Source organism: Amycolatopsis sp. NPDC031561 (genome assembly GCF_055580625.1).
This window is the reverse complement of sequence record NZ_JBVILA010000034.1, coordinates 65905-80098: the sequence shown is the minus strand read 5'-3', so window position 1 is coordinate 80098 and position 14194 is coordinate 65905. Positions and strand designations below refer to the sequence as shown.

14 protein-coding genes and 2 pseudogenes are annotated in these 14194 nt (G+C 69.1%); 8 read left to right on the top strand and 8 right to left on the bottom strand.

Translation table 11 applies throughout. The features are described 5' to 3' along the window. Nucleotides 1–113: 113 nt before the first annotated feature. Both ACZ5IK_RS40725 and ACZ5IK_RS40720 read right to left on the bottom strand, forming a co-directional pair. Nucleotides 114–878, bottom strand: a complete 765-nt coding sequence (locus tag ACZ5IK_RS40725) for a choice-of-anchor P family protein (protein WP_465492587.1) — start codon at nt 876–878, stop codon at nt 114–116. A gap of 23 nt (nt 879–901) precedes the next feature. Further along, nucleotides 902–1696 (bottom strand): L,D-transpeptidase, encoded by a 795-nt coding sequence (locus ACZ5IK_RS40720; RefSeq protein WP_465492586.1) that lies wholly within the window; start codon nt 1694–1696, stop codon nt 902–904. Nucleotides 1697–1981: 285 nt separating this feature from the next. Between ACZ5IK_RS40720 and ACZ5IK_RS40715 the strand changes: the two genes are divergently transcribed. From ACZ5IK_RS40715 to ACZ5IK_RS40705, 3 genes are read left to right on the top strand one after another with little or no spacing between them, the layout of a single operon-like run. Then, nucleotides 1982–3073 carry an ABC transporter substrate-binding protein gene (locus ACZ5IK_RS40715; RefSeq protein ID WP_465492585.1) on the top strand — a complete coding sequence of 364 codons (1092 nt, stop codon included), beginning with the start codon at nt 1982–1984 and terminating at the stop codon, nt 3071–3073. Next, on the top strand, nt 3060–4109 hold the full coding sequence (locus ACZ5IK_RS40710) for a FecCD family ABC transporter permease (RefSeq protein ID WP_465492584.1): 1050 nt from the start codon (nt 3060–3062) through the stop codon (nt 4107–4109). Before ACZ5IK_RS40715 ends, ACZ5IK_RS40710 begins: the two co-directional genes overlap by 14 nt. Then, nucleotides 4106–4873 carry an ABC transporter ATP-binding protein gene (locus tag ACZ5IK_RS40705; RefSeq protein WP_465492583.1) on the top strand — a complete coding sequence of 256 codons (768 nt, stop codon included), beginning with the start codon at nt 4106–4108 and terminating at the stop codon, nt 4871–4873. The genes ACZ5IK_RS40710 and ACZ5IK_RS40705 overlap by 4 nt, the downstream gene beginning before the upstream one ends. Nucleotide 4874: 1 nt before the next feature. Here the strand turns inward: ACZ5IK_RS40705 and ACZ5IK_RS40700 are convergent, their stop codons facing one another. The 4 genes from ACZ5IK_RS40700 to ACZ5IK_RS40685 are packed head-to-tail and all read right to left on the bottom strand — an operon-like array spanning nt 4875 to nt 8469. Then, nucleotides 4875–6197 (bottom strand): MFS transporter, encoded by a 1323-nt coding sequence (locus ACZ5IK_RS40700; protein ID WP_465492582.1) that lies wholly within the window; start codon nt 6195–6197, stop codon nt 4875–4877. A 33-nt stretch (nt 6198–6230) separates the two neighbouring features. Next, nucleotides 6231–7373 (bottom strand): M20 family metallopeptidase, encoded by a 1143-nt coding sequence (locus ACZ5IK_RS40695; protein ID WP_465492581.1) that lies wholly within the window; start codon nt 7371–7373, stop codon nt 6231–6233. Continuing rightward, nucleotides 7373–8050, bottom strand: coding sequence for a DUF1028 domain-containing protein (locus ACZ5IK_RS40690; RefSeq protein ID WP_465492580.1), 678 nt, complete (start codon nt 8048–8050; stop codon nt 7373–7375). Before ACZ5IK_RS40690 ends, ACZ5IK_RS40695 begins: the two co-directional genes overlap by 1 nt. After that, the gene (locus ACZ5IK_RS40685; RefSeq protein WP_410599438.1) at nt 8047–8469 is read right to left on the bottom strand and encodes a RidA family protein; all 423 of its coding nucleotides are present in this window, start codon (nt 8467–8469) and stop codon (nt 8047–8049) included. The genes ACZ5IK_RS40690 and ACZ5IK_RS40685 overlap by 4 nt, the downstream gene beginning before the upstream one ends. Nucleotides 8470–8847: 378 nt before the next feature. Here ACZ5IK_RS40685 and ACZ5IK_RS40680 point away from each other — a divergent pair, with 378 nt between their 5' ends. Continuing rightward, nucleotides 8848–10113, top strand: coding sequence for a flavin-containing monooxygenase (locus ACZ5IK_RS40680; protein WP_465492579.1), 1266 nt, complete (start codon nt 8848–8850; stop codon nt 10111–10113). A 3-nt stretch (nt 10114–10116) separates the two neighbouring features. Here ACZ5IK_RS40680 and ACZ5IK_RS40675 read toward each other — a convergent pair whose 3' ends face one another. Next, a complete protein-coding gene (locus ACZ5IK_RS40675; RefSeq protein WP_465492578.1) occupies nt 10117–11028 on the bottom strand; it encodes a LysR substrate-binding domain-containing protein in 912 nt (303 codons plus the stop codon). After that, entirely contained in the window at nt 11025–11432 is a 408-nt protein-coding gene (locus ACZ5IK_RS40670; RefSeq protein WP_465492577.1) for an IclR family transcriptional regulator domain-containing protein, read from the bottom strand. The genes ACZ5IK_RS40675 and ACZ5IK_RS40670 overlap by 4 nt, the downstream gene beginning before the upstream one ends. 241 nt (nt 11433–11673) lie before the next feature. Here ACZ5IK_RS40670 and ACZ5IK_RS40665 point away from each other — a divergent pair. The 4 genes and pseudogenes from ACZ5IK_RS40665 to ACZ5IK_RS40650 form a co-directional block, all read left to right on the top strand. Beyond that, nucleotides 11674–11751, top strand: a pseudogene (locus tag ACZ5IK_RS40665) (hypothetical protein); the annotation flags it as partial. A 188-nt stretch (nt 11752–11939) separates the two neighbouring features. After that, a pseudogene (locus ACZ5IK_RS40660) lies at nt 11940–12101 on the top strand (enolase C-terminal domain-like protein); the annotation flags it as partial. A gap of 190 nt (nt 12102–12291) precedes the next feature. Then, entirely contained in the window at nt 12292–13533 is a 1242-nt protein-coding gene (locus ACZ5IK_RS40655) for a sensor histidine kinase (protein WP_465492576.1), read from the top strand. Continuing rightward, nucleotides 13530–14192 carry a response regulator gene (locus ACZ5IK_RS40650; RefSeq protein WP_101609062.1) on the top strand — a complete coding sequence of 221 codons (663 nt, stop codon included), beginning with the start codon at nt 13530–13532 and terminating at the stop codon, nt 14190–14192. The genes ACZ5IK_RS40655 and ACZ5IK_RS40650 overlap by 4 nt, the downstream gene beginning before the upstream one ends. Nucleotides 14193–14194: the final 2 nt, after the last annotated feature.

The window sequence follows — 14194 nt, the reverse complement described above, 5'->3', positions numbered from 1 at the left end:
GCCGAGTACGACCCGGTACGAGGCCGATCCGCCCGCACCGTCAGGAACCACCTGGATCACGAAGCCCATCGAACAGACTTACAGGACACGGCCTAAGCGACGATCGAGGGCGATCAGCCGGTGACGTCGAGGTGGGCCTTGACCGGGGTGGGGGTGGGGGCCTTGCCGTCGGCGGTGGGCTTGTCACCCGCGGGCTTGGCGGTGGTGGCCGAGGTCGGCGGCGCGCTCGGCTTGGCGCTGGAGGGCTTGCCGGTGCTCGGCTTGCCCGTGGGCGGCTCGGTGGTCGAACCGTCGCCGCCACCCGCGGCGCAGGTCACCGAGGCGAGGTCGAGCGTCTGGAAGCCGTCGACACTGATCGACAGCGCGGTGACGGTGATCGAGCCGTCCTTGTGCTTGACCTGCTTGTTCAGCGTGACCGAAGCCAGCCCCTCGACGCCGACGGCGGTGTTCGGCGCGGCGGCGACGTCGAGCTTGACACCCCCGATACTCGCCCTGGCGAGCGACGAAGACCCCTTGCCGCCCTTGCATTCCGCCTGGATGGCCGACGCGCTGACCAGCGGCTTGCCCTGCTTGCCGCTGAGCCCGCCGAGGTTCACCTCGACGTCCTTGACGCTGGCCCTGGCCGCGCTCTCGCCCGCCTGGGCGTTGAGCAGGGTGACCTTGACCAGTTGCAGCGGCAGCGTGAACTCCGCGAGCGACTTCTGCCGGAAGCCGTCCGACCCGTCGACCGCGGGGACCGGGTCGATCTTCAGCAGGCCCGAAGCGGACAGGGCGAACGCCGAACTGCCGTGGCCGGTGGCGCCTGCCGAAGGGGCGATGACCGTGAGCGCCACCGCGCTGAGGGCGATGCCGCCTACAAGAGCTTTTCTGGTGAACAAATCACTACCCTTTCGAGAATTGTTCAGACGATGTTGACAATGGCGCCCAGCGGAACCTTCACGAGCTCGTCGAGCGCCGCCTTCGGCACGCGAATGCAGCCGTCGCTGTTCGCTTGGCCCTGGAAACTGTCATTCGGCCACGTGTGGATGCCGACCGTGCCGGGACCGCCGCCGAACGTCTCGTGCGATTCCGAATGCGCGCTCAGTGGTAGGACGATCGGGCTGTACTCGTTGACGGTTTCCTCGATGGACGCCAGCAGGAACGCCCGGCCCTTCGGGGTCGGGTACTCCGGCTTCCCGGTGCCGATCGTCCACTTGCCCAGCGACTCGCCGGACCGTGTGAGTTCGAGCGAGAAGGCGGCCCTGTCGACGTTGATGGTGTAGTCGTTCTGGGCGATTTCGACGCGCGCAGGGTCGAGGTGCACCCAGCCCGCGGACGCGTTGGGCCTGGTCGGGAGCAGGATCTCCGCCCACGGGCCCTGTTCGGCGATCACCGGGACCCAGGTCGGGGAGCCCACCTGGACCGCCGGGAGCTTGGCGACGGCCTTGCCGCCGACGCTCTGGTAGACGACGAGGTCGTCCTTGGGGTGCACGACCTTGCCGGTGGCCGCGGCACCGGAGTCCTTGGCCGCGTCGGCGAGGGAGCCGAACGTGGTGGCCTCGGGCAGCAGGGTCAGGTCCTCCTGGCCGACCGCGGCCGGGGTCACCGGATCGCTTCCGCAGCCCGCGGCCAGCAGGACGATCAGCGCGGCGAAACCGCGGATTCGTGCCCGGTTGCGCTTTCGCGGCCGGGGCCGGGCGACATCACAGCTTTCCATACATCCCAATCCCTGAACGAGGAGAATTGACCAGCAGGCAAAGAATGTGTGGCCTGATCAGGCGACGCGACGAGAGCGTAGCGCTACCGGAATACCGGGTGAATCCGGGCCGCGTAAAGAATCTTGACGACTTATTTTTGTAATGCTCGGACGAAAGCGCGAACAAGAAATTCGCCTACGCGGAAGTGATCCCCGGCGGCGGGCGACCCGTTCGGAGCAGCCCGGCCGAGACGTTGGAGCGCCGGGCCCGGGAACTTTCCGCCACGTCCGCGCGACCTTTGGGACATGTCCTCTTTTGACGGCGCCCGCCTGACCCGGTGCGTCCTCGTGGCAGGCGTGCTGCTCGCCGCCGTCGCGGCCTGCGGCATCGGCAAACCGGCGCCGGCCGCCCAGCAGGCCGACGTGGGCCTGCTGCCTCCCGCCGTGGCGAAACCCACCTCGTACCCGCTGACCATCGACAACTGCGGGCGGAAGGTCACCTTCGACGCGCCGCCGAAACGCGTGGTGCTGCTCAACGGGACCTCGGTGGCCGAGGTGGAGAGCTTCGTGGTCCTGGGGATCCAGGACCACATCCTGGCCAACAGCCAATCCTACGAAGTGTCGGACGAACCGTCCTTCGTGGACAAGATCAAGGCGATCCCGAAAGGGAACCTGAAGCTCAACGAGAACTTCGAGGTCCCGCGTGAGCAGGTCCTCGCCCTCGAACCGGATTTGGTGATCTCCACCTGGGCGGGCGGGTTCGACGACAAGGTCGGCTCGGTCACCCGCGATCAGCTCGACGCGGCGGGGATCAAGAGCTTCGTCACGCCGTCGAACTGCGCGAACGGCGATCCGAACGCCCGGCCGGAGGACAAGGAGCGGTATGGGAAGCAGTCGGTCGAGTCGTCGTCCGAGCTGCTGCTGAGCCTTGGCGAGATCTTCGACGTCCAGCAGCGCGCCGCCGACCACGTCAATCGGACACGCGCCGAAATCGCCGCCGTCCAAAAGGAAGTGGCGGGCAAGGAGCGCAAGAACGTCCTGGTCGTCTACCCGGGGATGTCGATGATGAACAACAACGGCCTGCCCGCGGTGTTCGGCGGCGGGATCTACGACGACATCGTCGGCCGTGCCGGTGGCGTGAACCCCTTCGTGGGCAAGACGAACACCCAGCTCGCCGAGATCAACGCCGAAGCGCTCGCCTCCGCACCTGTCGACGTGCTGGTGATCGGGCTGTTCCAGCCGGAGGAGAAGCCGGACGTGCTGGCCCAGGAGCTGTTCGCCAAGTTCCCCGCCTGGCAGGCGTCGAAGACCAAGACCTTCACCAGCGTCTCCGACAGCATCTACCTCGGCCCGATCAACGCGATCGCCGTCCGGAAGATCGCCGATGCCGCGCGTTGACCAGCGGCGGACACATCTGGTTCAGGGCAAGGGTTTCACCCTCCTGCTGGCCGGACTGACCGGCGCGCTCGCGCTGGCCGTGGCGTTCTCCGTCGGCATCGGCACGGTCGACGTCCCGGTCGGGCGCGTCGTCGCCGTCGTGTGGGCCCATCTGACCGGCGGCACCGAGGGCCTCGACCCGTTGACCGATCAGATCGTGTGGACCTTCCGCACCCCGCGCGTGCTGCTCGCGGCGGTGGCGGGCGCCGGCCTGAGCCTGGCCGGTCTGTGCCTGCAGACCCTGGTCCGGAATCCGCTGGCCGACCCGTACACCTTCGGCGTGACGGCGGGCGCGTCGCTGGGCGCCGTCGTGGTGATGACGACCGGGATCGCGGCGGGGATCGGGGTCGCCGGTGGCGCGTTCGTGGGCTCGTCCCTGAGCCTGCTCGTGGTTTTCGTGATGGCGCAACGCGGCGGCAGGCTGATCGGCACGAGTCTCGTCCTCGCCGGGGTCGCCGTCGCCTACCTCGGGATGGCGGGGACCGGTCTGCTGCAACTGCTCGTCGATCCGTCGGAACTGCGCGGTGTCATGTTCTGGCTGCTCGGCTCGGTCGCCGGGGCGTCCTGGTCCGATCTCGCGATCCCGGCGGTCGCGACCGCGGTCACCGGGCTCTGGCTGGCGAGCCGGGGCCGGATGATGAACGCGCTCGCGACCGGTGAGGACACCGCGGCCGGGCTGGGTGTCGACGTCGACCGGTTGCGCGTTCTGTTGCTGGTGGCGGCGTCCCTGCTGACGGCGACGGTGGTGAGTGTCGCGGGCGGTATCGGTTTCGTGGGGCTGGTGGTCCCGCACGCGGTACGGCTGGTCGTGGGGCCGGACCATCGCAAGGTGATCCCGGTGTCCCTGCTGGGCGGGGCGGTCTTCCTGGTGCTGGTCGACCTCGCCACCCGCACGGTGAACAAGCCGAACGAGATGCCGATCGGCATCTTCACCGCGGCGCTCGGCGCGCCGTTCTTCCTGATGTTGCTGCGTGGCCGGAGGAGATCGCTGCGGTGAAGATCCAGATCCAGGGCGTGTCCGTGACGATCGACGACCTCCCGATCCTCGGCGACGTGAGCGTCGAGGTCGGAACCGGAACGGTCACCGGGCTCATCGGCCCCAACGGTTCCGGCAAGAGCACGTTGCTGCGTTGTGTGTACCGGGCGTTGAAGCCGGTGCGGGGGTCCGTCCACATCGGAGAGTCCGACGTCTGGCGGGGCACCGCTCGCGAGGCGGGGAGGCGGACGGCCGTCGTCGTCCAGGATCACGATCTCGACAACGGTTTCTCGGTCGAGGAGACCGTCCTCATGGGACGGACGCCGCACAAGGGGATCCTGGAACGGGACACCAGCGGCGATCGTGACATCGTACGGGACGCGCTGGACCGGGTCGGGATGGCCTGGGCCGCGCGCCGGGTCTTCACGCGGCTCTCCGGCGGTGAGCGGCAACGGGTCCTGGTGGCGCGGGCGCTCGCGCAGAAGACACCGGTCCTGCTGCTGGACGAGCCGACCAATCACCTGGACATCGGCGCCCAGCTCGGCCTGCTCGATCTCGTCCGTCAGCTCGGGCTGACCACCGTCGTCGCCCTGCACGACCTCGACCACGCCACGACCTATTGCGATCGCCTGGTGCTGCTCGAAAAAGGCCGGGTCCTTGCGGCAGGTCCGCCCGAGGAGGTACTGGAGCCGGAGCGTGTCGCCGAAGTGTTCGGAGTGCGCAGCACGATCGTGCCGCATCCGATCACCGGCCGCCCGCATTTCGTCACCGCGGCCACGTGCTGACTCAGTCTTCTGGCTGTGACAAGGACTTTCCGGCCGTCTCGCGCATCGAGAAGGCCGCGACGAGCCCGATCGCGGCGGCGACCATGAGGTACGGGCCGGGGACTAGGGTGCTTCCGGTCGTCGCGATCAGGACGGTCATCAGATACGGCACGGTCCCGGCGAACAGGGCGGCGGTGAGGTTGTAGGCGATCGACAAGCCGCCCTGGCGGGTGCGGGTCGGGAAGATCTCCGCCGACCACACCGCGTAGGTGCCGAGGATCGCGGCGAGCACGACACCGAGCGTGAGCCCGCCGATCCACGTCCCTGTGAGTCCCGTGCGCATCACGAGATACGCCGGTGTCGCCAGGACGAAGAGCGCGATGCCCGCGCCGAGCAGGACAGGCCGTCGTCCGACCCGGTCGGAAAGCCGTCCGAAGGCGGGTACGAGGACTAGGGCGAGAAGCGAGATCACGGTGGACAGCAAGGCGGCGTCGCCGGCGGAATGGCCGAGGTGGTCGGTCTCGTAGGTGACCAGATAGGTGAGCACCGCGTAGAACGGCACGTGCATCATGGTCATCAGACCGGCGGCCTGGAACAACTGCTTCTTGTGGTCCCGGAACAGTTCCCGAACCGGGCTGCGCGGCACATCGTCCGTCGCCTCAAGCGCGCGGTACGCGGGAGTGTCCTCGATCTTGCTCCGGATGACGAAGCCGATGATCCCGAGTGGCGCCGCGAGCAGGAACGGGATCCGCCAGCCCCAGGACGCCAGCTGGTCTTCCGAGAGACCGAGCGACAGCATCAGGAACACGAACGACCCGGCGAGGAAGCCCAGCAGGGAACCGACTTCGAGCCAGCTGACGCCGAAACCGCGGCGGTGACGTGGTGCGTACTCGGCGAGGAAGCTCGCCGCGCTCCCGAATTCGCCGCCCGCCGCGAAACCCTGCAGCAGCCGCAGGAAGACCAGCAGCAGGGGAGCGGCGATCCCGATCGTCGAGTACCCGGGCAGGAGACCGATGACCAGGGTGGCGCCGGACATCACGAAGATGACGATGGACAGCGTGCGCTTGCGGCCGATCCGGTCGCCGAGCGGCCCGAACACCAGCGCCCCGATCGGCCGGATCCCGAAGGAGACCGCGAAAACGCCGAAGACGGCGAGCAGACCGGCGGTGGCGTCGCCCGCGGGGAAGAACACCGACGCGATGGTGCTCGCGAGATAGGCGTAGGCGGCCCAGTCGAACCAGTGCACGAACACCCCGACGGCCCCGGCGGCGATGCTGCGGCGCAGCATCGCGGGGTCGGTGGCGGTGGTGACGAACTCGTCGGGGGGAGAGTCCTGCGTGGTCATGATGCCTCCTTGAACCATGTCGCGCGAAGACGGTCAGGCGGGCTGCCTGACGGCACCGGCCCGGTCCGCACCGGTCCAGGCCAGTGCGATCGCGCCGTCCAGCAGCGCGCGCTCGGCCTCGCCGCCGACGCAGTGCGCGGCGAACTCGCGCTGGTGGTTGATCGCGGGCAGGGAGCCGATGCCGATGTAGGGATGGATGGCGGGCACGACCTGCGAGACGTTGCCCATGTCGGTCGACGCCCGGTTCATCCGGGACGCCGTCCCGCCCGCCGCGAACTCGCGGCCGAGCTCCAGCGCGTTGGCGCGGTAGGCCGCCAACGCGGTCTCGTCGGCGCGGAACTCGGCGTAGGGCCTGCTCTCCGGCTCGACGCTCAGTTCGCAGCCGGTGGCCAGCGCGCCCGCTTCGAAGGTGCGCAGCACGCGCGGCTCCAACTCGGCCAGCTCCGCCAGCGTCTCGGCACGCACGTACCAGCGGCCGGTCGCGTGCTCGGGGATCGCGTTAGGGGCGTCACCGGCGTGGGTCACGACTCCGTGCACGCGGGCCGACGACGGAAGATGTTGCCGCAGCAGGCCGATCGCGACCTGGGCGACGGTGAACGCGTCGGCCGCGTTGACCCCGGCCTCCGGGTACGCGGCGGCGTGCGCCGACCGGCCGCGGTAGGAGATCTTCGAGTGACTGACGGCGAACGGCCGCGCCTCGGCGACGTCGACGGGCGCGGGATGGACCATCATCGCCAAGTCGACATCGGCGAACGCGCCGCGGTCGAGCAGCTCGATCTTCCCGCCGCCACCCTCTTCCGCGGGCGTTCCGTAGACCTCGACGGTCAGCCCGGCGTCGTCGGCGATCGCGGCCAGGCCGAGCGCCGCGCCGATCGAGCTCGCCGCGATGAGGTTGTGGCCGCAGGCGTGGCCGAGACCGGGCAGCGCGTCGTACTCGGCGCACAGCGCGATCCGGGTGGGTCCGCCGCCGAAGCTCGCGTGGAACGCCGTGTCCAGGCTCAAGTAGTTGGACGTGACGGCGAAACCGGCGCGATCGAGCAGCTCCGGCACCATCGCGGCGGCACGGTGCTCCTCCCACGCGGTCTCGGGGTCGGCGTGCAACCGTCGCGAAAGCCGGACCAGCTCGTCGGCGTGGCGATCGACCTCGGCGCGGGCCGCGTCCTTCGGCGTCGTCATCATTCGTCGCCCGGCACGCCGTAGGACGGCGCCGAGCCGGGGTCGAGCGCGCGGGTCACGTAGTCGTCGCGCTGCGGGAGCCAGACGTCGAGCAGCTCGGCCAGCCGGTCGATCGGGTCGTCTGCCCAGTCCACGCGCAGATCGGTGACCCGCCAGTCCACCCCGGACACCACGACGAGACCGGCGGAGCGAACGGGACCTTCTTCGCCGCCCGCTGCGAGTCCTGCCTTCAGTGCGGTGACGAGCCGCTGTTCCAGTTCGCCGGTCGAGGAGAGAAAAGCGTCCACAATGGACTGCGGGATGTGTTCGCCCGCGAGCATGTTCCCCGCGGCCACGACACCGTCGGCGGTCGCGGACGCGTGCTTTCCGAGCGTCTTGGCGCCGCTGTAGGCGAAGCCGGGCCCGGCCGGGCCGAGCACGGTCAACTGCCGGTACTCGACGCCCGACGTCGCCGTGACCACCTCGGACAGCGCCCGCTCGGCGTCACCGTGCTCGGCCAGCCTGTCGAGCAGGCGCCCGCCGAGCCGCGGGTCCGTGATGTTCTGCGACGAAGCCGCTCCGACGCCGGGCACCAGATGCGCGACGCGGGCGGCGACGGCGGGGCTGGACGAACTGGCCGCGACACCGAACCGCACGGTGCCACCGGAGACCTCGCGGCCCACGATCGAAAAGGTCATTTCCCCTCCTCAGGAATCACCGCGACGGCGTCGATCTCGCACAGCCATTCCGGCCGCGCGAGCGCGGACACCACCACACCGGTCGAGATCGGGTGCACACCCTTGGTCCAGCGGCCGACGACGCGGTAGACGTCTTCGCGATAGCGCGGGTCGATCAGGTAGATCGTGAGCTTGACCAGGTGCTCCATCCGGCTGCCCGCTTCTTCGAGCAGCAGCTTGATGTTGGCCATCGCCTGCTCGGCCTGTGCGGCCGCGTCGCCGATCCCGACCGACTCGCTGGTGTCGAGGTCCTGGCCGATCTGGCCGCGGACGTAGACCGTGCCGTTGGCGACGACGGCCTGGCAGAGGTCGTTGTCGAGGTTCTGCTCGGGATAGGTGTCGCGCGTGTTGAACGGGCGGATGCGGCGATGGACGGTCACTGCTCGGCCTTCCCTGGAAGAGGGGCGGCCCGTCGGACGCGGGCCCCGTCGCCACAGCGTGCCGCCGGTATCGGTGTTCTGTACAGAAGATCTTTCAGGACCAATGCATCGATAATTCAGATGCACGGGGGCCAAGGTGGTCGCTTAAGTTCCCCTCACGCGCTCATCGGCCACGCCGGAGTGGATGGCGACGGGTCGAGTTCGTGGCTGAGGGTTCCCAATGTCGCATTCGAGACGCTCAGCGCCTCAAATGCGACATTGGGAACCACGACCACCCGCATCGCCCCCTAAATCTGTAAATCAGATCTTGAAGTACGAAAACATCTGTTGGACACAGGCAACACTTCGCGGCCACCATCCAGAGGACGCAGCGAACGGATGACGAACCTGGAGGTCTGGATGCCGAGCCAAGAGGTGGAGGCTCTCGTCGTGGGTGGGGGCCAGGCCGGTCTGGCGATGAGCGAGCACCTGAGTGGCCACGGGGTGCCGCACCTCGTGGTGGAGCGGAACCGGATCGCGGAGCGCTGGCGCTCGGAGCGGTGGGACTCGCTGGTCGCGAACGGTCCCGCTTGGCACGATCGTTTCCCCGGGCTGGAGTTCGCCGATCTGGCGCCGGACGACTTCCCCACGAAGGACCGGGTCGCCGAGTATTTCGAGGCCTACGCGGAAAAGATCGCCGCGCCGATCCGGACCGGGGTCGAGGTGACGTCGGTCCGGAGGAACGAGGGACGGCCGGGTTTCCAGGTGGAGACTTCGGACGGGACCGTCGAGACGCGCTACGTCATCGCGGCGACCGGGCCCTTCCAGCGGCCGGTGATGCCGCCGATCGTGCCCGAGGACGCCGGGATCCGGCAGCTCCACTCCAGCGGCTACCGCAATCCCGGGCAGCTGCCCGAAGGAGCGGTGCTGGTGGTCGGGGCCGGATCGTCGGGCGTGCAGATCGCCGAAGAACTCCACCGGTCGGGGCGCCGCGTGTATCTCTCGGTCGGCCCTCACGAGCGGCCGCCGCGCAGGTATCGCGGACGCGACTTCTGCTGGTGGCTGGGCGTCCTCGGCAAGTGGGACGCCGACACCCCGCCGCGGGGCGCGGAGCACGTCACCATCGCGGTCAGCGGAGCGCGTGGCGGGCACACGGTCGACTTCCGGGCCCTCGCCGGGATGGGGATCGAGCTCGTCGGCTTGACCTCTTCGTACGACGACGGCGTTCTCCGCTTCGCGCCGGACCTGGCGGCCAACCTCGCCAGGGGAGACGCCGGCTACCTCGCGACTCTCGACGAAGCCGACGCCTACGTCGTGCGCAACGGACTGGACCTGCCCGAGGAACCGGAGGCCCGGGTGCTGGGTCCGGATCCGGACCGCGTCACCGACCCGATCCTCGAACTCGACCTCGCCGCCGCCGGCGTCCGTTCGATCGTCTGGGCCACCGGCTTCGCCACCGACTACGGCTGGCTGCGGGTCGACGCGTTCGACGAGAACGGCAGGCCGGACCACCGGCGGGGAGTGTCCGCCGAGCCCGGCGTGTACTTCCTGGGGCTGCCCTGGCAGGCGCGCCGCGGCTCGAGTTTCATCTGGGGCGTGTGGCACGACGCCAAGCTCGTGGCCGACCACATCGCGACCCATCGCGCCTATCTGCGGTACCGGTGATCGTCAGCGGGTGTAGTGGGTGCGGCACAGTTCCCGGAACTCCTGCGCCCGCCGGGTGAGCCGGGCGCCACGCATCGAGGCGACGACGATCTCCAGTGCCGGGACGACGTCGGTGAGCGCGAGCGGGACGGCTTTCGAGCCCGAGTACGTGGTGTCTTCCGGCGGGCGCTGGTTGAGCAGGGCGAAGCCGTGGCCGGACGCGACGAGCGAGCGGACGGTCTCGTAACCGGTGCTGCGGTGCCGGATCCGCGGTTCCACCCCGGCGTCACGCAGGATCGCCAGCAGGTATTCGCGGCTGTTCGGGAGGTCGAGCAGCACCATGGGTTCTTCGGCCAGGTCGTGGAGCGACACCTTGCGGCTCTTCCTGCGCGCGAGCCGGTGCCCCTCGGGGACGAGGGCGTACGGGGCGGTGCTGCCCACGACTTCGCGATCGATGTCGTCGTCGAGGTCGTAGCCGTAGAGGAGGGCGAGTTCGGTGCCGCCGGAACGAAGGGCAGTCTTCAACGCGTGATGCTCGCCTTCACGCAAGGACACGTGCACCTTCGGATGCCGGGCTTCGAATTCCGCCAGCAGGCTGGGCAACCGGAACGGCGCGAGGGTGGCGAAGCAGCCGACAGTCAGCGTTCCCACCAGTTCGGTGCCGGACTGCCGCGCCGTCTCGACCAGCTCGGCGCCGTGGGCGAGGAAATTCAGCACCCTCTTGTAGAACGCCTCGCCCGCCGTGGTCAGGCTGAGCCCGCGGGCGTGATGGCGCAAGAGGAACTGCACGCCCATTTCCTTCTCCAGCTGCGCGATCGCGGTCGACACGGCCGACTGCGAGACCACGAGCTCCTTCGACGCGGCGGTCATGCTCAAATGCCGGGCCGCCGCCTCGAAGTAGCGCAGCTGCACGAGGGTGAAGGACGGTTCGCTCATGGACGCATCCTGCCTTTCAGCGATCGCGGTAGCCCAGGCCGGCGGAAACCTGTTGTGCCGCACGGCCGACGACGCGGTTCAGACCGCGCATCCGGGCGGTGGGCGCCGGTGGCGTCCCGGATCGGCGCCGCGACACAGCGGATCCCGGGTTCGTTGTCCTCCAGGTCCATCGCCACCCCCGCCTCCGTGTATTCGCGCATGCGCGCCAAGAACGCGTCGACGTCCTCCGGATGCACCTGGCCGGGTTCCACGGGAGCCTCGGTTTGGTAGAGCTCCTGCCACTCCGCCGCTGAGTCCAAGAGCAGCGCCATGCCGGCACCGGTGCGGGTCAACGGCATCCGGTGCCCGATCCGGGAGCGCATCTCCGCGCCCCGCGATCCCGGCAGTTTGTCCAGGTACAGCACCGGATCACCGCTAGCCCGCGGGCGAGAGTCTGAGTGCCTGGCGGCGCAGGGTCGGCCATTCCGCGATCCTACATATAGGGACGGTGTTCGCATTATCGGGAAAGCGCCCTCACGATGTCGCTCGTGCCGGACACTCGACCCGCCTTGATCGCGCTCGACTGGGGAACCTCCGGTCAGCGCGCCTGGCTGCTCGGGTCCGGCAGCGGGCCAACGGCTGAACCGTCGCAGGGACAGGGAAACGATGAAGATCACGTCCATGACGACATATCAGGTGCCGCCGCGCTGGTCGTTCCTGAAGATCGAAACCGACGAGGGCGTGACCGGCTGGGGCGAGCCGGTCCTGGAGGGCCGGGCGGCGTCGGTGGCCGCCACCGTGGCGGAGCTTTCCGACGAAGATGAACGGGACCGAGGAACTGTCCTATCTGGACACCTGGGACAAGGTCGATCGCTGTGTGGCAAAAGTGGACGCCGTGCGGCGGTATCACCGAAGCACGCAAAATCGCGCACATGGCCGAGGCCTACGACGTCGGCCTTGCCCTGCACTGTCCACTCGGGCCGATCGCGCCGGCGGCCTGCCTCCAGATCGACGCGCGCTGCTACAACGCGACGATCCACGAACAAAGCCTCGGCATCCACTACAACACGGGCAACGATCTCCTCGACTACGTCACGGACCCGTCGGTGTTCGCGTACGAAGACGGACAGGTCACGATCCCCGGCGGGCCGGGACCCCGCCGTCCCGTTCGAACCTGTCGATCACGATCGCCGGGATCCTGTCCTACGTCTTCCTCGTCGGCAAGGTCGAGCGGGTCGCCGAGACTACGCAGGGTGAGCCGATCCGGGGGTAGGGTGACTCCTGATGATCGACCGACAACGCCTGCGGGTGTGGTGGGCCGCCCTGCTCTACACGGCGTTCACCGGAACCGACGCCCCGCCGAAGCGTTCGGCGGGGTTGCGCTGGCTGCGCCGTCTCACGATCCTCGGATGGGCGTTCTGGTCCGGTTTCGTCACGTTCTCGACCGTTTCGGTGTCGCCGCCCGCGAAGACGTTCAACGTGATCGTCACGGTGCTGCCCTGTCTGCTCGCGGTGCGCTCGCCGTTGTGGGGATGGCGCACGCTGATCGTCGGCATCGTGACCACCCCGCTGACCTTGCCCGGTATCTCCGGCGCGTGGGGATGGCATTGGGCGCCGGGCCTCGCGCTCACGGCGGCGCTCGTCTTCTATCTCGTGGGGGAGAGCAACGACCAGGCGGAACTGGCCTGGGCGGGGCTGATCTCGTTCGCCGCCGCGGCCCCCTTCGTCCAGGACTGGCGAGACGCGGCACTGCTGGTGATGCTGGGCGGAATTGCCTTCTTCCTCGGCAACACGGTGCGCCAGCGCAGGCTCGCCGAGGAAGAGCGCGCGGCTCAGCAGGAACGCAGGCTCGCCGAAGAGACGCGGGCGGCGCTTCTCGAAGAGCGCGCGGGGATCGCGCGAGAACTTCATGACGTGGTCGCGCACCACATGTCCGTGCTCGCGCTGCGTGCGGACTCGGCGCGGTTCCGGTTCGCGGACAAGGACAAGGCCGATCGCGAAGCCGAGATCTGGCGGGAGTTCGCCGACCTGGCCGGGACCGCCAGGGAAGGGCTGACCGAACTGCGCAGGCTGCTCGGGGTGCTCCGGTCCGAGGACCAAGCTCTGCTGGTCGCGCCGCAGCCGGGGCTGGCCCGGGTGGTCGAGCTGGTCGACGGGGTCAAGGCCGCCGGCACGTCGTGCGAGCTCACTCTGCGCGGCGACCTCGACGCCGTTCCGGTGGGGGTCGCGTTGTCGGTGTTCCGGATCGTGCAGGAAGCACTCAGCAACGCGATCCAGCACGCTCCCGGAGCGTCGGTCTCCGTCGAGCTCACGGCAGGGCCGGGTTCTGTCGGCCTGCTCATCGAGAACGGCCCCGGACAGGGTCCGAAAAGGACCGAACAGGCAGGCAGCGGGCACGGTTTGGTGGGGATGCGGGAGCGGGCCGCTATGCTCGCCGCGGATCTCGAGCTGGGGGAGAGGCCCGACGGCGGCTTCCTCGTCGCCCTGACCGTTCCGCTCGATCGTGAGGAGCATCCGAAGCCGTGATCTCGGTGGTCATCGCCGACGACCAGACCATGGTCAGGCAGAGCTTCCGCGCCGTGCTCGACGCGCAGGCCGACATGCGGGTGGTCGGAGAAGCCGCGGACGGGATCACCGCCGTCGCCCTGTGCGCCGAACTCGAACCGGACGTCGTGCTGATGGACGTGCGCATGCCCGAACTCGACGGGCTCGAGGCGACCCGGCGGATCGTGGCGGGACGGCAAGAAGTCCGCGTACTGATCCTCACCACCTTCGACATCGACGAGTACGTGTTCGGCGGGCTGCGGGCGGGCGCGAGCGGTTTCCTGCTGAAGGATTCCCCGCTGGACGACCTGGTCACCGCGGTCCGGGTGATCTCCGCGGGCAACGCGCTCTTCGCGCCCACGATCACCCGGCGCCTGATCGGCGAGTTCACCCGGACCCACGCGTCGGCGCACGCGGGCCCTTCCCTCGTGGCCGACCTGACCGCCCGCGAGACCGAGGTGCTCCGGCTGATCGCGCGCGGCCTCTCCAACACGGAGATCGCCGAAGCGCTCGTGATCGCGGAACAGACGGCGAAATCCCATGTCAGCAGGGTTTTCGCGAAGCTCGGGGTGCGTGACCGCGCGCAAGCGGTCATGGTCGCGTACGAGGCGGGGCTCGTCGTGCCGGGCACCGCGCCCTGATA